Source organism: Lysinibacillus sp. G01H (genome assembly GCF_028872195.1).
In the GTDB taxonomy this organism is placed as follows: domain Bacteria; phylum Bacillota; class Bacilli; order Bacillales_A; family Planococcaceae; genus Lysinibacillus; species Lysinibacillus capsici.
On the sequence record NZ_CP118397.1, the window covers coordinates 2489289 to 2508162 of the forward strand.

31 protein-coding genes are annotated in these 18874 nt (G+C 36.9%); 5 read left to right on the forward strand and 26 right to left on the reverse strand.

Translation table 11 applies throughout. From position 1 onward, the window contains the following. Positions 1 to 42 precede the first annotated feature (42 nt). From PSR12_RS12620 to PSR12_RS12705, 19 genes are all read right to left on the reverse strand, one after another. Entirely contained in the window at positions 43 to 417 is a 375-nt protein-coding gene (locus PSR12_RS12620) for an XF1762 family protein (protein WP_274769156.1), read from the reverse strand. A 28-nt stretch (positions 418 to 445) separates the two neighbouring features. Next, positions 446 to 877, reverse strand: a complete 432-nt coding sequence (locus PSR12_RS12625) for an ASCH domain-containing protein (RefSeq protein WP_274769158.1) — start codon at positions 875 to 877, stop codon at positions 446 to 448. After that, positions 858 to 1376, reverse strand: a complete 519-nt coding sequence (locus PSR12_RS12630) for a hypothetical protein (RefSeq protein WP_257522295.1) — start codon at positions 1374 to 1376, stop codon at positions 858 to 860. Before PSR12_RS12630 ends, PSR12_RS12625 begins: the two co-directional genes overlap by 20 nt. Before the next feature lie 11 nt (positions 1377 to 1387). After that, positions 1388 to 2131, reverse strand: a complete 744-nt coding sequence (locus PSR12_RS12635) for a hypothetical protein (RefSeq protein WP_274769161.1) — start codon at positions 2129 to 2131, stop codon at positions 1388 to 1390. Between the two features lie 2 nt (positions 2132 to 2133). Next, positions 2134 to 2679: a Holliday junction resolvase RecU gene (locus tag PSR12_RS12640; RefSeq protein ID WP_274769163.1), complete on the reverse strand. Its 546-nt coding sequence runs from the start codon at positions 2677 to 2679 to the stop codon at positions 2134 to 2136. Beyond that, positions 2669 to 2857: a DUF6011 domain-containing protein gene (locus PSR12_RS23890; protein ID WP_312130982.1), complete on the reverse strand. Its 189-nt coding sequence runs from the start codon at positions 2855 to 2857 to the stop codon at positions 2669 to 2671. Before PSR12_RS23890 ends, PSR12_RS12640 begins: the two co-directional genes overlap by 11 nt. Positions 2858 to 2869: 12 nt before the next feature. Next, positions 2870 to 3454 (reverse strand): single-stranded DNA-binding protein, encoded by a 585-nt coding sequence (ssb, locus tag PSR12_RS12645; protein ID WP_274769165.1) that lies wholly within the window; start codon positions 3452 to 3454, stop codon positions 2870 to 2872. Further along, positions 3451 to 3750, reverse strand: a complete 300-nt coding sequence (locus PSR12_RS12650) for a DUF6877 family protein (protein WP_274769166.1) — start codon at positions 3748 to 3750, stop codon at positions 3451 to 3453. The genes ssb and PSR12_RS12650 overlap by 4 nt, the downstream gene beginning before the upstream one ends. Further along, complete coding sequence (locus PSR12_RS12655; RefSeq protein ID WP_274769167.1) at positions 3737 to 4858, reverse strand: DNA replication protein DnaD; 1122 nt, start codon at positions 4856 to 4858, stop codon at positions 3737 to 3739. The genes PSR12_RS12650 and PSR12_RS12655 overlap by 14 nt, the downstream gene beginning before the upstream one ends. 14 nt (positions 4859 to 4872) lie before the next feature. After that, on the reverse strand, positions 4873 to 5052 hold the full coding sequence (locus PSR12_RS12660; protein ID WP_274769168.1) for a hypothetical protein: 180 nt from the start codon (positions 5050 to 5052) through the stop codon (positions 4873 to 4875). Continuing rightward, on the reverse strand, positions 5049 to 5768 hold the full coding sequence (locus PSR12_RS12665; protein ID WP_274769169.1) for an ERF family protein: 720 nt from the start codon (positions 5766 to 5768) through the stop codon (positions 5049 to 5051). The genes PSR12_RS12660 and PSR12_RS12665 overlap by 4 nt, the downstream gene beginning before the upstream one ends. A gap of 105 nt (positions 5769 to 5873) precedes the next feature. Continuing rightward, positions 5874 to 6032, reverse strand: coding sequence for a hypothetical protein (locus tag PSR12_RS12670; RefSeq protein WP_274769170.1), 159 nt, complete (start codon positions 6030 to 6032; stop codon positions 5874 to 5876). 193 nt (positions 6033 to 6225) lie between these two features. Next, entirely contained in the window at positions 6226 to 6360 is a 135-nt protein-coding gene (locus tag PSR12_RS12675; protein WP_255409617.1) for a hypothetical protein, read from the reverse strand. 60 nt (positions 6361 to 6420) lie between these two features. Next, a complete protein-coding gene (locus PSR12_RS12680) occupies positions 6421 to 6696 on the reverse strand; it encodes a hypothetical protein (protein ID WP_274769172.1) in 276 nt (91 codons plus the stop codon). After that, positions 6684 to 6962 carry a helix-turn-helix domain-containing protein gene (locus PSR12_RS12685; RefSeq protein WP_237898078.1) on the reverse strand — a complete coding sequence of 93 codons (279 nt, stop codon included), beginning with the start codon at positions 6960 to 6962 and terminating at the stop codon, positions 6684 to 6686. The genes PSR12_RS12680 and PSR12_RS12685 overlap by 13 nt, the downstream gene beginning before the upstream one ends. A gap of 133 nt (positions 6963 to 7095) precedes the next feature. Next, positions 7096 to 7404 (reverse strand): hypothetical protein, encoded by a 309-nt coding sequence (locus PSR12_RS12690; protein ID WP_257522303.1) that lies wholly within the window; start codon positions 7402 to 7404, stop codon positions 7096 to 7098. Then, entirely contained in the window at positions 7401 to 8123 is a 723-nt protein-coding gene (locus PSR12_RS12695; RefSeq protein WP_274769176.1) for a Rha family transcriptional regulator, read from the reverse strand. Before PSR12_RS12695 ends, PSR12_RS12690 begins: the two co-directional genes overlap by 4 nt. 187 nt (positions 8124 to 8310) lie before the next feature. Continuing rightward, positions 8311 to 8577, reverse strand: a complete 267-nt coding sequence (locus PSR12_RS12700) for a helix-turn-helix transcriptional regulator (protein WP_237898081.1) — start codon at positions 8575 to 8577, stop codon at positions 8311 to 8313. A gap of 70 nt (positions 8578 to 8647) precedes the next feature. Then, entirely contained in the window at positions 8648 to 8881 is a 234-nt protein-coding gene (locus tag PSR12_RS12705; RefSeq protein WP_274769178.1) for a helix-turn-helix transcriptional regulator, read from the reverse strand. A gap of 157 nt (positions 8882 to 9038) precedes the next feature. On the opposite strand from PSR12_RS12705, the gene PSR12_RS12710 reads away from it, so the two are divergent. The 3 genes from PSR12_RS12710 to PSR12_RS12720 all read left to right on the forward strand — a co-directional run bounded on the left by PSR12_RS12710 (position 9039) and on the right by PSR12_RS12720 (position 11791). Then, positions 9039 to 9395, forward strand: coding sequence for a helix-turn-helix domain-containing protein (locus PSR12_RS12710; protein WP_274769179.1), 357 nt, complete (start codon positions 9039 to 9041; stop codon positions 9393 to 9395). 323 nt (positions 9396 to 9718) lie between these two features. After that, on the forward strand, positions 9719 to 10048 hold the full coding sequence (locus PSR12_RS12715; protein ID WP_274769180.1) for an ATP-binding protein: 330 nt from the start codon (positions 9719 to 9721) through the stop codon (positions 10046 to 10048). A 60-nt stretch (positions 10049 to 10108) separates the two neighbouring features. Beyond that, positions 10109 to 11791, forward strand: a complete 1683-nt coding sequence (locus PSR12_RS12720) for a hypothetical protein (RefSeq protein ID WP_274769182.1) — start codon at positions 10109 to 10111, stop codon at positions 11789 to 11791. Between the two features lie 25 nt (positions 11792 to 11816). Here PSR12_RS12720 and PSR12_RS12725 read toward each other — a convergent pair whose 3' ends face one another. Next, positions 11817 to 13040 (reverse strand): DNA cytosine methyltransferase, encoded by a 1224-nt coding sequence (locus tag PSR12_RS12725; protein ID WP_274769183.1) that lies wholly within the window; start codon positions 13038 to 13040, stop codon positions 11817 to 11819. Between the two features lie 163 nt (positions 13041 to 13203). Between PSR12_RS12725 and PSR12_RS12730 the strand changes: the two genes are divergently transcribed. Both PSR12_RS12730 and PSR12_RS12735 read left to right on the forward strand, forming a co-directional pair. Beyond that, on the forward strand, positions 13204 to 13707 hold the full coding sequence (locus PSR12_RS12730; protein WP_274769185.1) for an ImmA/IrrE family metallo-endopeptidase: 504 nt from the start codon (positions 13204 to 13206) through the stop codon (positions 13705 to 13707). Positions 13708 to 13835: 128 nt separating this feature from the next. Continuing rightward, a complete protein-coding gene (locus tag PSR12_RS12735) occupies positions 13836 to 15014 on the forward strand; it encodes a tyrosine-type recombinase/integrase (RefSeq protein WP_274769186.1) in 1179 nt (392 codons plus the stop codon). A 200-nt stretch (positions 15015 to 15214) separates the two neighbouring features. Here PSR12_RS12735 and PSR12_RS12740 read toward each other — a convergent pair whose 3' ends face one another. The 6 genes from PSR12_RS12740 to PSR12_RS12765 all read right to left on the reverse strand — a co-directional run bounded on the left by PSR12_RS12740 (position 15215) and on the right by PSR12_RS12765 (position 18862). Beyond that, positions 15215 to 15874 (reverse strand): DUF4355 domain-containing protein, encoded by a 660-nt coding sequence (locus PSR12_RS12740; protein WP_274769187.1) that lies wholly within the window; start codon positions 15872 to 15874, stop codon positions 15215 to 15217. Positions 15875 to 16079: 205 nt separating this feature from the next. After that, a complete protein-coding gene (locus tag PSR12_RS12745; protein ID WP_066036394.1) occupies positions 16080 to 16301 on the reverse strand; it encodes a hypothetical protein in 222 nt (73 codons plus the stop codon). 141 nt (positions 16302 to 16442) lie between these two features. Further along, entirely contained in the window at positions 16443 to 17345 is a 903-nt protein-coding gene (locus PSR12_RS12750) for a phage head morphogenesis protein (RefSeq protein ID WP_274769191.1), read from the reverse strand. A 110-nt stretch (positions 17346 to 17455) separates the two neighbouring features. Then, positions 17456 to 17611 (reverse strand): hypothetical protein, encoded by a 156-nt coding sequence (locus PSR12_RS12755; protein WP_274769193.1) that lies wholly within the window; start codon positions 17609 to 17611, stop codon positions 17456 to 17458. Continuing rightward, positions 17611 to 18396: a phage portal protein gene (locus PSR12_RS12760; RefSeq protein ID WP_274769194.1), complete on the reverse strand. Its 786-nt coding sequence runs from the start codon at positions 18394 to 18396 to the stop codon at positions 17611 to 17613. Before PSR12_RS12760 ends, PSR12_RS12755 begins: the two co-directional genes overlap by 1 nt. Beyond that, positions 18353 to 18862: a phage portal protein gene (locus PSR12_RS12765; protein WP_274769196.1), complete on the reverse strand. Its 510-nt coding sequence runs from the start codon at positions 18860 to 18862 to the stop codon at positions 18353 to 18355. Before PSR12_RS12765 ends, PSR12_RS12760 begins: the two co-directional genes overlap by 44 nt. Positions 18863 to 18874 lie beyond the last annotated feature (12 nt).

Here is an 18874-nt window from a genome sequence, read left to right on the forward strand (position 1 = left end):
CGTTCTGCCATTTTCCGTCTACGTGATGGCGTGTCCCATCCTTTAGGGCGTGCTTGTGTTTGTCCTATCACTTTTTGCACCTGCTGCGATCAATGAAGTGCCTGGCTCTGATATAAGTGTGTAAGTAATCAGCCTTTGATAACCTAAATTTCGTGCTGCTCGCCAAGCTGCAGCATACAATTTTGAACAAGCATTTCTATGACCATCTAAGACACAACATCTTACAGCCTCTAATGTCCAGCCATCATCATTGTGCCGTGCTACTGGACGACCAACCATAATCACACCTACTAGTTCGTCATTTAGTGCTAGACCAATACGGAATTTGTCTCTGTATGGAGCTACATTATGCCTGTGATGCTTATCTACAAATGCTTGTGCCTCTACCAATTCAAGTGGCACTAATTCATATTTCAATACCTCACCCCCTGCTGTACATTTTTTATCACTTTCCCCCATCATTCCAATTCCACAAGCTCAATTGTCCTTTAGCTGGCACTGGCTCAAGTAAAACTTTCACTGTATTCAGCTCCCAAGCATAACGACCGTCCATAAAATCACCAAAGTACAGTTCGTCACCCTCTAATTTTTTTCCGAATTCCATGCCTGCAGCACTTAACTCGTTCGGTATTAAATGGCATTCAACTAATTCTGCAGTAGCAACGACAACTCCAAGTGGTAAATCTTCATTTTTAATTCCATGTCTTTGAAGCGCTCTCTTAATTGGCGGATATTCACAATATTCCTTATCCATTGTTTTACCAGCGTGGATAGCAATAGGACCTCGATATTTCGTCTGCCAGCTACGTGTCTCGAACCGCTTCTCACCTAAAGCAATAAGAGTAGCCCAAGGTTGTTTAATTGTGATTGCTTTCATTTGTGTTCTCCTCTAATTCGTCTTTGTAGACCAAAAGACGTGCGGGTTTGTAACCATCGAAATGACTAGTTAGCATATCCACTCTCCGATTTTGGGTATATCCACCTTTGGAAAGTTTCTCTGTTAACTCACACCATTGTGGTCCAATGACAGCAAGTAACCCTTCGTCTACAACTTGTAGTGTGGCATTTGAAATAATTCGTACATGCTCCCACCTTTTTGGATATTTTCTTGTCAATTCTTCCTCTGTAAAGTCGATTACTTTCATGGGCACTAAATCTAAGTAATCTACAAATGAACTTTTACTTCGGGACCAAACATGGGTATCAAATTCACCTGATCTGCAGCCATTAACAAAACATAATGATCCCTTTGGTAGATTTCGCTCTGATTTACTTCCTTCAAATCGGACAACTGGTGCAGAACTTGCTTGTAAAAACCATGGGCGTTCTAGTTCTTGCTTTCGTAATTCATCACGAAAACTTAATTGCTCATTCATTTCAGTCCCTCCTAAAATAAGCTCAACTGCTCATATTTTTGCTTCTTGACAGCTAATTTCACTATTTCAGATATTTCGCACTCAATTTTTGTCGTTTGGTTCACCTTTTCTTGCTTATCGTTCACCATAGCCTCTTCTAGTACGGTTCTCGATCCAACTTTTCTAATAGCCTGTAGTTCCTCTCCTACTAAAAGCACGCTACCTATGACCATCCTATCTACGGGCTCATTTCTTTTAATTGATATGCAACCATAAAAATTCTCTATCACCGTTGCCTGCACACCATTTTCATAATGTTTATGCCTGATAAGTGATGCATCCACAATTTCTACAATATCGCCAACCTCAAATATGGTAGTGGTTTCTGTTGCTGATTCTTCAAAAGACACAATACGCTCAAAACATTCTGTACGTTTATATGCGCCGATTGGAGGACCATCTGGACGATGTTTAAAAAACACACTGTAGTAACCATCTGATTTTGGCTCCGTAATGATGTATTCCTCGTCAGTTCGATAGAAATGTGATGGTGGCTTCACTACACGGGCCAAATATTTATTAAGTACTTGAGCTGGCGCATCAATAGCAACATCCACTAACTCAAAGTGATTCTTTTGGTAGGTTCCAAAGTGAGATCCGGGTCTAGGGAAGCGGCTAGCACAATATGCATGACCGCCATGTGGGAAAAGATAGTACAGTTCACCTTTTGTGAGATTAGTAGAACCTCCAGTATCAACACATTTTCCCTGTAACATCCTCACCACCTACTTTCGATAAATGGCAGCAAGTAGTGCAATGTATAGCCATCCATCGATACAGCTTCGCTTGCATGTTCTTCAAATGTTGCCAGTGGAATCGATTTACGCCCACCACTTTGAGCTGTCTGCCAAGCTGCTTGAAGCGGTGGAAATGGTAAGCGATAGTATTTATCCAACTCGCTGAAATACACAAGTAGAAAAGTGATAGCGCCTTTTTCGTACCAGGAGCGGAGCAATTCGTATTGATGATCATGTAAGTTTTGGAGCGGAAAACTTTTGCCCTTCGTTACCTTTGCATCAAATACCACTGCTCGTCCATTACAGACACCTGCATAGTCCACCCATTCAGGCTTTTCCTTCCGTCCTTCTACTTGGGAGCCTTTATCTTTTGTAATTTGTACAGGCGTTGGAATTTTACGAATGTCAGCTAATCCCGCATTACGATATTTTGTGTTGGCCATATCAATGACACGTTCTAAAAACTTGCCACGGTTAGCATGTGTTACTGATTTCGCACGCTGCTTAGTTGATTGATTATAAAACATTCTGCGCCCTCATTTCTTCATGATTTTCTGCCTCTAGCACGTCAAAAATGGTGAGCTGGTTCTTCAAAAACTCTTGCTCAAGATCATTCAAGTGCCGCTTCCAGCAAGTAACCCCATACTGTCTTACAATGGATTCTCCATTTTTTAAGGGTCTGTTGCATCTTTTACAACGCCTCATCCTATCAGCCTCCTAAAATGGCAAATCATCATCAGACACTTCTATCGGTCCTCGACTATTCGCAAATGGGTCCTCATCTACTCTTGTATAGCTAGATTGATTCATAGGCGGCTGATTTTGCTGATAAGCACCTTGCCCTGGCATAGGACCACCGAATTGTTGCTGTGATTGCCCACTGGCATAGTTTGGCTGTTTGTTGCCGTAAGCTTGTCCGCCATATTGATGTTGTTGCTGTTGTGATGAATATGAATTAGGCTGCTGTTGACCACTAGCTTGACTACGTGACTCTAAAAATTGGATACTGTCCGCTACAACCGTTGTGGTATACACTCTTTGTCCATTCTGATCTTCGTAACTATGCGTTTGAATACGACCTTCTAAACCAATCAGTGCCCCTTTGCGCTGATAGTTTGCTAGATTTTCAGCTGCTTTACGCCATGCTTGGCAGTTAATAAAATCTGCATCACGCTCACCATTTTGATTGGCAAATGTACGGTTAATGGCTACTGTAAAGCGGCAAGATGCAATACCGTTCGGTGTGTAACGTAACTCAGGATCTTTGGTAAGACGGCCAACTAATACGACACGATTAATCATTTGTTTGAATCCTCCCTTTTTGTGGCGATACCAGCATGCACATTGTTTTCTAAATATCTAAGTTGTTGCATTGCATAATGGGTGCAGTTGCTGTCACTTAACCACTTCTGTACGTCTTGTAGGACTGGAAGCGGGAACTGATAATCACTGACAAGTTGGTTAATACGCTTCGCTACTTCATCATGTGTCACTGCCCGTACCAGTGCTTGGTCAGTGCCATTAGTAAAAGTACCTTTAGCCTGAGCAACCTTGGCGAAATGGTCACGTATTTTCATATGTTCATCATGTCTGCTCAAATTTTTCTTCCACCTTCCCTAGCGTTGCTAAGATTTTTTGTCGTTCTGCTTCAAAGTAAGCTTTCTGTTCTTCCGACAGCTCCGCCTCTACATCCGTAATAAGTATTGATGATTCGATGATTTCTCCATTTTGTGGTTTTTCAAGTTGCCGTTCTTTAAACCATTGTGGAACAATCTCTCTCCGCCCCCGTTGATATTGTGGAAGAATACTTCCGTTAGCTTTCTCCCTTTCCCCTTTGATTTGAAGGATTAATGTGGTTGCTTTTTCACGTAGTTTTTTAGTTGAAAGAATATTTGATTGCCAGAAACTGTTGTTTTGTGACCAGTCAATCAAGTATTCAATTTGTTGAGCAGTCCGTTGATCTCGTTCCATCATGAGACGAATATGATCAGCCCAGCTATTCAAATTTGGCTTTTTAAAATTGGCATCGTTAGCAAGAATTTTTTCATAAAGCCTATTTGCTAATTGATATTCAACAGAAGATTCGTCGTAAACTCGTTTGCGACTAGTATTCTTTTTAGTAATCTCTGTATTTGTAATCTCTGTAGTAATCTCTGTATACGTATTACCCTCAGGGGCAATAGGTGTTTCCCGTTTGGGTAATACCCTATTGCCCATATCGGTAACACCCTCTTTCCCATTTGGGCAATACCCTCTTTCCTTTTTGGGTAACACCCTATTACCCAAAAAGGTAATACCCTCTAAAAGTCCTATGTTTAAATCGATAAATAATACATTGGATAAATTTGTTCCATTGGATGTGATTGTCCGAAAATCACGTGTAATTAAACCTAGTTGTTCCAAACGATCCATGGCTTCTCTTACTTGCTTTTTACTAAAGCCAAATTGCTCGACAAAACTATCGTAAGAACGTTGTAACGCATCTGCTTTAAACTTCTTTTTTATGCCCAGTAAACGCCCTGATGCCTCTTCTTTCACATGTGTAGGGCGATACCAATAAACAATTTCACTGAGCAATGTGATAGCAATTAAATCAGGCTTACCTGTGCTTAATCGGATGTTTTCATACCAAGTATGTGGGATGACATTCCCTTCTAAATGCATCTGTCCAATCGCATCTACTGTTGTATTTCCTGTTGTAAACATTTGGTTTGCCCTCCTTATAAAAATCCATCTGTTCGCTTACAAATGGCAAAACTGCCTTTGATTTCGATCAACTTGTAATCAGGGTAGCCCTGCCATATGTACCGGCGTACAAGGCGATACACTTCCTTTTCATCACCTACCGCCTGTTCAAAAATCCATTGTGGTAACAACACTCTGTGCGGTACAGAATTCATTGAGGCACTTGCATCTTGATAGCACGTAAATATTGAATTAAGCTATCTGCTTCTTTCATTGTTAATAAATCCGAATTCTTATCAGGAATTTTGCATCTCTGCATGGCACCGTTATAAACTGTGTTAGGATCGGAACCATATGCTGTGGCAACTTCACTCAACAATTTTGCTATTTCATTAAATTGTTCTTGAGTCCTTAAACCTGTTTGGTTAGGCTGATTTTTTTGTTGCTGTAGCTGACCACTGTTACTTGGCTGTTTCGGAGTAGCTTGATTCATATATTGATAATCGTTTCCGCTCGCTCCATTTGCATCATCATCCTTCTCTGTAGCAAGCCCTAACATAGCCGACAAGCTATAGCGCTTCATATAAGTAATCTGACCACCGAAATCTTGCATGCTGTTGGCTGCTGGAAATTTGAGTGGATAAGATTTCACATACTCTCCTGATTCGTGCAGGAATATGGTTTCTACACAAGCCATTGTTAAATTGCCTTCAACGGTTGTATAGCTGTTCTGAATGATGGATAAATGATTTTGAACAAATATAGGTCTGACAGCATCTAAAATGCCATTGAGATCTGTGTATTCAAACGTATATGAACCGCCATTTTTGGTGCGGACATTTACTTTTGCATTATGTTTTGGTGTTTGAATAGTTGCCCATGCTTTAGCTAATGCTGCCGAAATGTTTACATTACTCTCGGAAAAAAGCATATTCTTCCTCCTAGTTAGTTGATTTTTTGAAATCTTGGGCGTAAAATACAAAGTAACTATTTTTGCAAATATTTTTTTCAGACCACTGCCGCAAACAGTGGTTTTTTACTTTGTAGATGCCTGTGAATAAAGAGTGGAACGTTCAATAAATTTCAATGTCACAACTTCCCCATCTATAGCGACTCCTTCAAGCCCAGTATTCTTTACTTGTAAAAATCGAAATTCTTTTTGATCTGATAAACGCTTGAAGTACACAATACACATTTCAATCACCTACTTTCTGATGGAATCCCATCAAGCAGCCTATAACTGCAAAGCAATCCGTCAAGGGGAGGAACGGGTTATAGACTGCTTGACGAGAGCGAGTCGAAACTCGCAAACGTCAGGATATATGTTATAATTATTGAGACTAAACTTAGATCTGCTGTTTAATCGCTCCAACGATTAAGCAGCTTTTTTATTGCCAGCAAGCAATAATGATTGGTACGCCAATAGCAACCATGACAATTCCGCATTTCACACAGAACTCCTTATGTTCTTGATCCCGGCCGTCATCTGGCATATACAAATAATTCACTAGCCATTTCACCATGCTGACCACCACTTCCCTACTGACACTAAGCGTTCTTGCAATGACAAATTACTCCATTTATTAACTTTTAATATTTTCATTAGCAAGTTTCTTCACCACCTTTAGGGAAATACCTCGCCTACTAAAATGTTGAATTAACCCACCAAAATTTTTGTTATCTTGTAGCTGGACTTCTAAACGTCTGATAGCATGTTCTGCCTTTTTAATCCGCCAAGCACATTCAGCTGCTAAGTTGTATGTACCGTGCTGTCTATGAAATGCCATGGCTCCTTGTAAATCCTCAATGCACGCTTTCTTTGCGGCTATCTCTAGCTCCAATTTCTTTACATGATCCAATTGAAAATCCCTCCTCCTATAAACATTGGTACTGTCTGTAAAAACTGCACTGCTGCATCTGCGCTAAATAATGCTGCTACTACTGTGTCTTGAGAATTTGTAATAGCTGCAGCTCGAGCTAAAAATTTAGCTTCACAAGCAATGAGATTTTGCTCAATTCGACTAATCGTAGATTGCGTAGTGTGCATAAGCTCCGCGAAGGCTTCCTGCGATAATTTTGCTTTCTTGCGGCACTTTCTGATTAACTCTCCAACATCTACATGCAATGAAATCACCTCCTTATGCAGAAAGTGCATATTATGCTTACCACGCATGGTTTCTCTATTAAGTTATCTTTATAGTTGAGATATAGATTGTTTGCCCCAATCACTTTTACATACCTGTCCGGGTAGTTGTTTTTTAGTAATCTTTATTCAAAATTTCATCGAGCACTTTAGCTGTGGGTTCTGCTAACCAAACCCTTTTGTATCTAGAGCCTAATTGTCTTTGGTGCTCCCTAATGCGAGGGTCACAAAGAATATATTTTTCTAATGACGCCTTACTAAATCTAGTTTCTCGAACTAGATCATCGATATCCCAATACAGTGTTCGTTTCCTAATGGTGGCTTGTACTATTTGGTCGTACCTTTCTAATAGTTCTTTTTTAGTAAGACCAGCGTTCTCGAGTACCAATTGAGTAATATCTGTATCATTTTTAATCACAGTCACTTGGCACCACCTTCAACAAGTTTTAATGCTTGTTGGTTGTACGCGTTAATTTCCATTCTTAGCGTAGTAGATGGCTGCCACATGGAGATAAATTTGATGCTTTCAGCAAAACGTGTTTTAGGAATTTCTCCATACCGTGGGACTTCAAAGTGATTTTTGAAATCTCGCCAAAAAGCTGAAAATACTTGACGGCTTATTTTTTTGTAGGCATTCGATTCTTTGCCGCCTAACGCAGCTATCACAACTTCTCGGCCACGCTTACTTATCTGCGCTTCTTGATTGCCATCAATACGCATTGTGACAACAAGGTTTTGTACAGTTTCTTTAACTTCAACAACTTCCATTTGGATGCTCTGCAATTGCTTCCGCGTATTTAACGCTGATTCAAGCGCTAATGTGATAGGATCTTGTGATAGTTGCTTTTCAATATGTTGCTCCATTTCATTGAAGCGTTCGATGTATTTAACCGCGAATTGTGTGCCCTTTTTGCCAGTCATACGAGTGCCATATAATTCGCACCCCTTCTTAGTTAACAAGAAGCAAGGTTGCTGCTTATTTTGACTATTTGTATAAGTAGATTCGATGAAATAGGACTGGGGTAAATTCCCCTCTCCTAATTGAGCAATAATGCGCCTCACATCTTTCAAGACTTCGTTATGGTCACGTCCGACCATTTCTGCAACTTCTGTACTCGGGATATTCCTTGATAATTGATTCATTTTGAGACCTCCTTCTCTAATACTATTTATTATAGAAATTGGCGTTTTGACATTTTTGGAATTAACTTGCTTATTATCCTGATGTATTCTGATGTATCTAACTTCATTTACGAGTTTGACCTATCCAACGAAGTATATTTAACTTTAAAATTGGAAAAAAGGAGACAACCTCAAGTCAAGAACTTTTTTATAAGTCTGGGAACAATTCAAAAAATGGTGTTTCTAGAACCTGTTCTAGCTTCATTGAAAGCTCTATATTTGGATTAGCTCGTCCAACCTCTAAATGACTAATCAGAGCAGTTGAACAACCAATTAATTTTCCGAGTTGTCCCTGTGAAAGACCCTTGGCTTTTCGTTCAGCAATCATTCGTTCGCGTTTAGAACCTTTAAGATTTCGAAATTGCTGTGAAGGAAACTGCTCTTTGCGTTTCTTTTTACGCTTTGATTTAGTCATGCTCACACCCCCTTTCATTGGTGAATTAGCGTTGCTACCGCTTCGTGAGCTATTAGGATGGATAAATTTTTTATGAAATGGCAGATCTTTTTGTACAAGAATCTTGTACATTATAACCAAATAAAAAGGCTACATCTTCTTCTAAAATTTTTGAAACAGCCAAAGCTACTTCTAATCTAGGTTTTGAGTATCCTGTTTCCCAATTGGAAATAGCAGCTTTACTAACAGTTTTAAGTAAATTTGCTAATTCGGCTTGAGTAAGTTGTTTCTTTTTTCTAGCAGTAATCAAATTCAAGTTTTTCATTCAGTACAACCTCCTTTGTATGAATAACTTGTACTAAAATAATAACAACAAGATTCTCATACGTCAACATTATTGTATGACTTTTTTGTACTTTTTATTTTCATTGTGCACTTATCATAAATAAATAGTACAATTTACTTGTACAAGGAGTGATTTCATGTTGGACCATCGTTTGAAAATAGCCAGAAAAGCAAAAAAAATGACGCAAGAACAATTAGCAACTAAAGTTCAAACAACTAAAGGTACCATCAGTAATTATGAGAATGGGCACAGTACTCCTTCTAATGAAATGCTTGTACTTTTAGCAAATACATTAAATACGACAACTGATTACCTACTCGGTAATACAAATAATCCAGCTCCCCTTTCTCAACAAGAAAAAGACGAAGCAGAGTTTCAGGCTTTTGCCAATAACCCTACCCTTGAAAAATGGTACAAAGAATTGCCGAAGTCGAAGGAAGAAGATTTGGAGAAGCTACGAAAGATGTGGGAAATTATTAAGAATGAAAAATAGGACATGCATGAAGGTGCATGTCCTTTAAATCAGCCTGTATCTGTAAATATAAAACATTTATAGCAGTGTTTTAAAGAAATACATAGACTTATTTATTGATATTGGAATTGGATATGCAAAGTGTATAATCTCACAGATGCAAACTTTAAATACAACCCGATTGTTGTAAGATGGTTCTATTTCTATACTTTAAACCACTTGACGATTCCTTTTATATCTCAGAGAGTTTAAGACACAGGGGTTAGTATGGAAGAAATATCATATAGTCCCATATTGAATTTGAATATTTAAACTAATTACTTAATACATTAGAGGTGTCAAAAATGAATGAAGTTATTGAACATACTACGGATATTAAATTAGATCCACGATTATTATATGAAGCACTAGGTAATAAAATTATTGAATTAGATAGTATTGCAATCGCTGAGCAAATAAAAAATGCCAGTGATGCTGGTGCAGAAAATATAATAGTAGACTTTTCCAATTTTAAAAATGATGTAGTTGAAATTAGAGATAACGGTTCCGGCATGACTTTAGATGAAATTAAAGAAAATTGGTTACTAGTAGCTACAAGTAATAAAAGTAACGATTTAACACAATTAGGCGGAAAAGGAATTGGGCGTTTTAGTCTATTCAGATTAGCTAAATAAATAGAAATTATTACCATTTCTAATGGAAAGAAATGTACATTTACATTAGAAAAAAGTGATTTGGAAAAATTTTCAGATATAACAGATTATAAAATACTTATTCACGAAAGTACTACAACTGAGGGTAATGGTACTTGCATTAGGTTAACTAAATTAAATAATTTAGATTTATCACAGATACATGAAGATTTAATAAATTATAATATTCCATTTCAACCTAAAAAATTTGAGGTATTGTACCCTAGTGATGTCCCACAAATTGAATTCGAAAACCCTATCAAGTCTATAGCAGAAGCTCCATTTAGTGCAATAGCTGAATTTGAAGGGAATAAAATTGTATCATATAAATTTATTTGTAAATTTCATAACACTGTCTTATATGAAAACAGCAGCATGATTTCAATAGAAGAATCAATAAAAGAACAAAATGTAGAGAATATTTTTATCGGTCGTACAAAAGTATACATTCATAATTTCTTTTTTGATAAAAAATTTAGTAATGTTATTCAATCAAGAGAGCTTGAATTAAAATTAAAATTTTTAAGTGCCTATCAAGGTATTAATGTTTATAGAAACAATTACAAAATTTATGGGCATGGTAAGGAAGATTGGTTAAAATTAGCTGAAAAGAGATTAATGAAGCCAGCCGAAAATATTGATAATAAATTAACATTCGGTTATGTGATACTTGACCCTTTTAATTCGTATAATCTAGAAGAGAAAACTAACAGAGAGGGATTTATTCGAAATGAAACCTCTAAATATTTCCACAAAATAATTGATATTATCGTAACACAGTTTGGTAAAGATAGAGAAGAAGCCGTTAAAGCAATTAAAAGTCATGTAAAAAGCTTAGGAAATCCTAAGAGGCCAAACATATTTATTCAAAACGGTTCTGGCGGTGGTTTTAGTACTGGCGCTGGCTCTGCTTCTGGCGGTGGTTCTAGTTCTGGCGCTGGCCCTGCTTCTGGCGGTGGTTCTAGTTCTGGCGCTGGCCCTGCTTCTGGCGGTGGTTCTAGTTCTGGCGCTGGCCCTGCTTCTGGCGGTGGTTCTAGTTCTGGCGCTGGCCCTGTTTCTGGCGGTGGTTCTAGTTCTGGCGCTGGCCCTGCTTCTGGCGGTGGTTCTAGTTCTGGGGTTGGCTCTGCTTCTGGGGCTGGTTCTAGTACTAGGATTGGCTCTGCTTCTGGGGCTGGTTCTAGTACTGGGGCTGGCTCTGCTTCTGTGGTGGGCTCTAAAAATACTTATACTAAATTCTCTACTATTGGAATTATTGATCCTGAAATTAAAAAAAATATTCAATCTCCTAAAGTAGCAAATTTAGTTAATGAAGTTACCACAATAATTATTGATAAATATCCACTTGCTACAGGTTTTCTTTTAAGAAGTCTTACTGAAGTTATGATGGATGAATATTTAAGACAAAATCTAGTAAGTCTTCAAACACATTTCAAGGATTATATCATTAATTCTGACAATAATATTAAACGAAAAATTACAAAAAGCAGTTCTATTGAGGAAAAAGATATTCCAATCAAAACTAAGTTAATGGATTTTAAAAGATATTTGTCAAAAACAAATCAATTTGACGCGCGCTCATTAAAACATCTTGATTATCTTGCTCACTGTATTGATGATATAAACTTAGCTATGCATTGGACAGATAAAACAGTTACAATAAATCAATTACAATCTAATTGGCAAAACTCTATATTCTTTATTGAATTTATTTGTAAGTCTATATAACTAATACAAAAAGTACAGAGCTTTGCTATATCAACTCTGTACTTTTTAGTTTTTTAGCAATTTCTTTTGCCATTAAAGGTGGTACTGCGTTTCCAATTTGTTTAAATGCTGCCGATCTTGAATCTTCAAAATAAAAATCGTCCGGGAATGACTGTATTCTTGCTGCTTCACGCACTGATAAGGATCTGTTTTGCTCAATATCTGGATGTATAAAATGATGCCCATCTTTCGCAATATGAGCTACAATTGTGTGTGCTAAAGCTTCATATCTTACCATTTTAAATCTATCCAAAAAAGAAGCATCATTTTTATGTGTCTTAAGCTCTAAAGGTAGTTCATTATATTTTAATAAACGTCCTTCTTTATTCCAAGTTTCAACAACAAGTCTGTAAATTCTTAAATCTTTATCGTTGTTAGGTCTGGCAATATGTTGTGTTAGTAAACTCCAATCTTCTGTTCTAATACTTGGTATTGCAATATTCTTTTCGAGATAATATTCTCCCTCTCCATTGACACTTTCCCCAGCTTTAATTTTAGGAAGATCTATAAATAAATCTCTAATTGTTGGTGGTTCTATTTCTAAGTTGAAGTCAGGATATTGAAATTCTAACTCTTTTTTCCAACCGATAATAATAACCCGTTCTCTGATTTGAGAAACACCAAAGTCCTTAGCATTTAATATCCGATAATCCATTCTGTAACCTGCATTACTAAGATTTCTACGGATATTTTTAAACACTCTACCCTCTTGTGCTGTTAAGATTCCTCTAACATTTTCAAAAACAAACATTTTGGGTTGATATTTTCTGAGAAAACGAATGTAATAACGATAAAAATAATTCCGTGGGTCATTTTTCATTCTATTTGGGTCTCTCGATATACCAGCTGTTGAATACGCTTGGCAAGGTGGACCACCTATAATTAAATCTACTGTATCTTCTCTTAATAAGTCGTCTATGCGACTAAAGATCACAGGGATAGTTTTATTACTTATCTCTTCCTCAATTACTCTATTTAATACAGCTTGAGGTATATTACTATATAATTCATCTCTAGTTATACTTTTCAATAGATAATCTATATATATATGTAACAAATTGTTTTCTTTTAAGTAGTAAAATGCTTCGCGAGTTCTCAGAGTATTACAAGCACTTTTATCCATTTCCACATGGGCAACAATTTCACATCCCTCTTGCCTAAACCCTTCTGATAAACCTCCAGCACCTGCAAATAAATCAATTATCTTCAACCTGTTCAACTCCTTAAAAAAATTATACCAGGTTTATTTCTATAAACAATATCTAAACCATATATTCTAACTTATTTTAGTAAATTATTAAATAACACTTCCATTTAATTTAATTTACGTTTAAAATAACAGGAACATTTGTTCTTAAAATGGAGATGTTGTGATGGGTTATACAACATATACAGAGGATTTTATTAAAGAGTTTTATCATAAGATGAACATTCTGACAGCTGAGCAGTTAAGTATAAAAACAATATCTAATAAACTTGGAATTCATGTTTTTTATTGGTCAGATTCAAGCCAAGCCTTATACAATGATGGACGGTATTATATTTTCCTGAATGAAAATCAATCGCCACAACAACAATGGCAAGACTTTTGCCATGAGCTATCACATGTCTTATTACATACAGGTGATCAATTTCATATGTATCCCCTATTTCGTGAATATCAGGAATTCAAGGCCAACAATTTTATGTACCACGCTTGTATTCCTACTTTTATGTTGGAGGCTTTGTCAATAGACGATCATACACCACAAACAATTATGAAAGTAATGCAAATCTTTAACGTAGAATACGATTTTGCTTTCAGGAGATTAACACAATATAACAATAAGCAGATTATGCAGAGGTTGCATAATATGGCCTTCCTAAATATGAGATGATGAATGACAAGGACAGGTCATAAGTGAGATGTTAACCGCTTTAGCTACCACTATGAAAGGAGTGATGTAAATAGTTGTCCTATACGCTACTATGCCTGTCCGGGTTAGTTAGATAGGAAGTGGATAAAATGGCTAGATATCAATTAAACACTACAAAAAAAGAGGATATTTATTGGTACATGGATGCCGATAAGAAAAAGAAATATGCTTACCGTTACAAATATTACGATCATAACGGTAAGCGTAGAGAGAAATCAAAATATAGATTTGATACGATACTTGCCGCAGAAAGAGCTCTAATTGCTATTAAAAGTACCATTTTAAATGGTGGAGAAAAGATTGCTTTAAATGATAATATGACGGTTTCACAATGGGTAGAAATTTATTTTGATCGCAAAAAATCAAAATGGAAAGGAACTACCCCTAAAACTTATCGTAATATCATTGATTCTTATATTCACCCATTCATTGGTCATCATAAACTTTCACGTCTAACCAAAAGTATTTATCAATCACAATTTATTGATAGATTAATACCTATCGCTGCACCAAAAAGTATTGTAACATACCATAATTTTTTTATAGGTTGTATAAATGCTGCGGTAGAAGATGAAATAATAGATAAAAATCGAATTGCAAAGGTTGATTTACCACGTGCGGAGAAACAAAATACTGACGAAGTAGAAGGAAATTATTTAACATCTACAGAGTTAGCATATTTATTGCGCTGCGTAAAAGAATCTTGTGATATTACTAGATATACTTTAATTTCCCTTCTTGCGGCTACAGGAATGCGACGGGGCGAAGCTGGGGCTTTACGTTGGTCCGAAATTGATTTTAATAATAAATTAATAAATATTAGTCGCACTAGAGACGTTCATGGGGAACGATCAGCAAAAACACTAAATAGTATCAGGACAATTGATATGACTGATGATTTAGCAAAACAGCTGGAACAATACCGTAAATGGTGTATTGAAAGGAAGCTAGCCTACGGTATACAACATGCAGTGGATGATTTAGTTTTCATTAGTAAAACATGTCATCCACTGAATCAAAATGCTGCGGCATCAACTTTGTTACGGATGCATGAGTTACATGGGGCAAAATTTATTTCCCCACATGGATTACGACATACCTTTGCTACAATTTCAATTGCATCTGGTACACCGCCTACAACGATTGCCAAAATTCTTGGTATGACTACATCTACCCTCTTGAAAACATATGCGCATTCCTTCGCTGAAAGAGAAAAACAAGCGATGCAAGTAATGAGTCAATTCCTTCATTTTGATAAATCTCTCTAAAACTATTAAAAGTGGGGTACGAATTGAGGTACGGTTTACACCGAACCTCCCCCACCCCTTTGATATCAAGGGGTTTCAATACATAGTGTTGATAAGCATAACTTATGACCTTGGTTTCTATCCTGATGTTTTTAATTTTTTGATGTGCATAATATCAAGGTTTTGTATTAGTGAGGGTTTCTATACCTGTCTAACGAAGCCTATCTAAATGTATTTAACTGGGGTACTTTTTGGGGCACTTGCTGGGGCACCTGTAACTTTTTTAAAATGGTGCCCCAGTTCGTAAAAATGTAGATAAAGAAGGTTTGGACAGGTACTATTTTATAAGGAAAGAAAGATATATAAATTCCTTTAAAGTTAATATTTTCTAAGATGCCTAAATTGGCAGTTGTTTTTTCTGCATCATCGCCTACAAAGAACCCAACTAATTTTGCTGGTAAGCTCTTTTCAGTAGCAGTAGATAAAGCTTGATTAAACAACTTTTCACGCGCAGCTTCTTTTTGAGATTGCTCAAATTGTGCCTTTAACTCACGTAACTGTTTCGCTTCCTCCGATTCTGGTGGGTAACGCTTGGAAATCTCATCTTCTAATTTCTTTGGAAGAGTTTTAGTTTCGTACGTTTTAATCGCATCAGTTACTCGAGTATCAGCAAATGATTGAAGCCATTTCTTACCCTCATCATCGTCGTTTAGAAATGATTGAACCGATTCAAGTGTCAATGTAGCCCCTTGACCGTTTCCTCCTGATGCTGGCTCCGGTGTAGGTTCAGGCGTTGGCTCTGGATTAGGATCTCCTTCTCCCGCAAGCATTTGAATATCTAAAGGTATTAACGTTTTAAGATTGAATGGATTTTGATTCATAATTTCCTCCTTGCCCAATTTAGTTACTCGAATGAATCCCTAAACTGTTCAATAGTGTATTTGTTCTCGTTCTTTATAACGTCTTCGAGAGGAAAGACAAAAATAAAAAGCCATTCTAAGTGAATGACTTGTGTAGGTTTATAACAATTTTGATTAATATCATGAGAAAAAACCAAGTTTTGAAAAAGCAGAATAAGTAGTTTAATTACCATTTCTCATTATTTTTATAATTTTTCAAATGAATGTACTCATCATTTTTCATTTTCTTCCAACTACTAATACCGTTCAAAATAAGCATAAAAATTACAAATAAAGCTGAACCCACCATGTAATGACCTAAGTAAAAAATAACAAATGCCCCAACCAATAATGATATCATCAGCAATATCGCTAAAATTTGTAATTTATTATTCTTCTTATCATTCATAAAATCCACCTCCTAATTAAATGTTTTTTGTTATTTCCATACGTTATTATGGTTTATTTTACCACACGATTAAAATTCTTATATAACTTTCCTTACTTAATTACAAAATAATTTTGATTACCCTTGAGAAACTTTCAAACTTCAATTTGCGCTAAATTTTTTCTTCCACTCTTCATAACTCATAAATGGCACCGTTACACTCGGCGGTTTAACCTGTTTATACGCTTTGTTAAAAGCTTGTCTATAAGTTAGCCCTTGATCAGACATATAAGCATCAATACGTGCAGCCAATTGCTTTTGGTAAGTATCATCCATGTAATCTCTACCTCTTCGATATTCAGGAAGCTTGCCATTAATCATGTATATCGTATGACAACGACACTGGATATCCATTGAAGCAATGCCCCATAACCTCGGTGCTTTTGATTTCCACTTGCCATAGTGAAAGTAGCCATCTTTATCAGCTTTCTGACCCTCTAGCTTTCTATGGGACTTACGAACTCTGGTATCAAGCGACGACATCCATACTTTAGTAAGCCGTGCTGTTTTACTTGCCTGTTCCTCAATTGCTAAATCTACTTGTGATCTAACTCGGCCACCCTCTGTACGAGCAACAAGGATTGCTTTTTTCTTTGTCCATCCCATAGCGTTTTCAATCCTGATAGCCATGTCTGTGTAACTTTCACCAGATTGTAGACTCTGTGCTATCTCAATATTCAAACGCCTGATAATTTCGTTCCTATGGACTTCAAATATCTTAGGAAGAGTAAGAAACTCAACAGGATTAGTTAACGCTACATGAATCATCTCAGCAGATGGTATTTTAAAGCCCATTTCCTCGCCTGTAGACTGTTGTAAGAGGTAAGCCATCAATAAGTATCTTTCAATGTAGAGACGTTCCTCTGACGCTTGTATAAGCTTAATAATCTCTTTGTAATCAGCGTTCAGTTGTTGAGCAATTAACTTCATTTCTTGGTTGAATCGGTTGTACTTATTAACATCAGTCCAAGTAGCTTCGCCATTTCTGGCAAACTTCCGATGCATGTCTAACATCTGGGCAAGAATAGACTTTAAACGTCTCGCAAAAACAACCTCAATGTCCCTCTCAGCTTTAGCTTCTAAATCATCTACGATTCGATTGATTTCCTGTTGATTTATGAGTCATCAACTTCTTTTGTATCATCATCGTCATCCTCGTTCAAAGGTTCAAGCCCATTACCAAACAATTTTTCATCATTCTGCATCTCTCCAAGTTCATACTCCACATCATCAACAATTGACAGCTTAGAAAGTCGAGTACGTTCTGACACTACACTTTTGAAGCTTGAGAAGCTTGAGCATCAATAGGAATGTTTCGCTTATATTCATACCAAACTTTCAAGTAATCGTCCTTTGAGCAAATACCTTTTTTGGACCATGCACTACATAGCACTTTAAATTGGTAGCGAAGAGCAGTCGTGAACTTTCGCTCTATCGTTTTGCATTTGTTCTCAAGTGCCATAAGTTTATACTTCATAGCCACTCCACTAGCATTACCAGCAAACGATTCATCACTGAAGTTCACGCTCTTAGCTAAACGCATGATGTTCTCTTCAAGACGGTTTAAATGGTTCTCAATCATTTGATCATTAACATCTTTAGTTAGATATTTAATGTCGTCATTCTCACCCATCAGTTCAAAGATACCTGTTCTAGCTAACTTGTTTGCCTCTTCTTCATCCATCCCCATACCTTTAAGCACCAGGTAGGCCAATCGAAACTGTTCAATTTCGTTCGATGCATCCGATAAAGTTCTGTCGTAAGCATCAATCAGGTTATACACCTTATCTGCATCCCCCTGCAGCTCCTCATTATTGGGAACACCGAATAAAGGGCAATAGTCAAATAAGTGCTTCCGTTCATCTTTCAAAACAAAAGGTGAATCAGTATCAGTGCGAGTGTACAATCTTTCAGTGGTTGCATCGTAAAAGACCAGCTGCTCAATTTCTACTTTTTCACCCTCAGCATCTAATTCAGCGCTTTTAAAATATCGCATAGCATATTTAGGTTCACTAACGTCTGCTGTTTCTGAAAGAATGATTTTCCCATGGATCAATGGCCGTAACCCGTTCATTTCCATCCGTATCAATGTAAAGCAGTCGTGCTGAATAGCCACAAATTGCTGTTTTCTTTCCGGATTCACTTTCCAAATCATCAATAGAATTACGCAAATTAAAAAGCTCAATCGCCTCGGATAATTTATCAAGGCCTTGAGCTTGTTTGTCTACTACGTATGAAATTGGATTACCGAACATGTAGCCAACCTTGGTATCTACTATTTCAGCGTCTAAAGGGTTATTAAGTGTATTATTTACCTTGTCATCAACACGAACCACATGATCATTACCTTGAGCATAATCAGTTGGCTTACGAGTTAAAATCGGTACTGCCGATAATTCTGCTTTGTACCGATTGTAATTGAGCAATCGTTTGTTACGTTCAGCCTTTGTTTCATCAACTAGCTTATTCAGTAATAAAGGAGTAACACCTTTTACATCTATATAAGCTATGTATTCGTTCACTGTACCACCTCC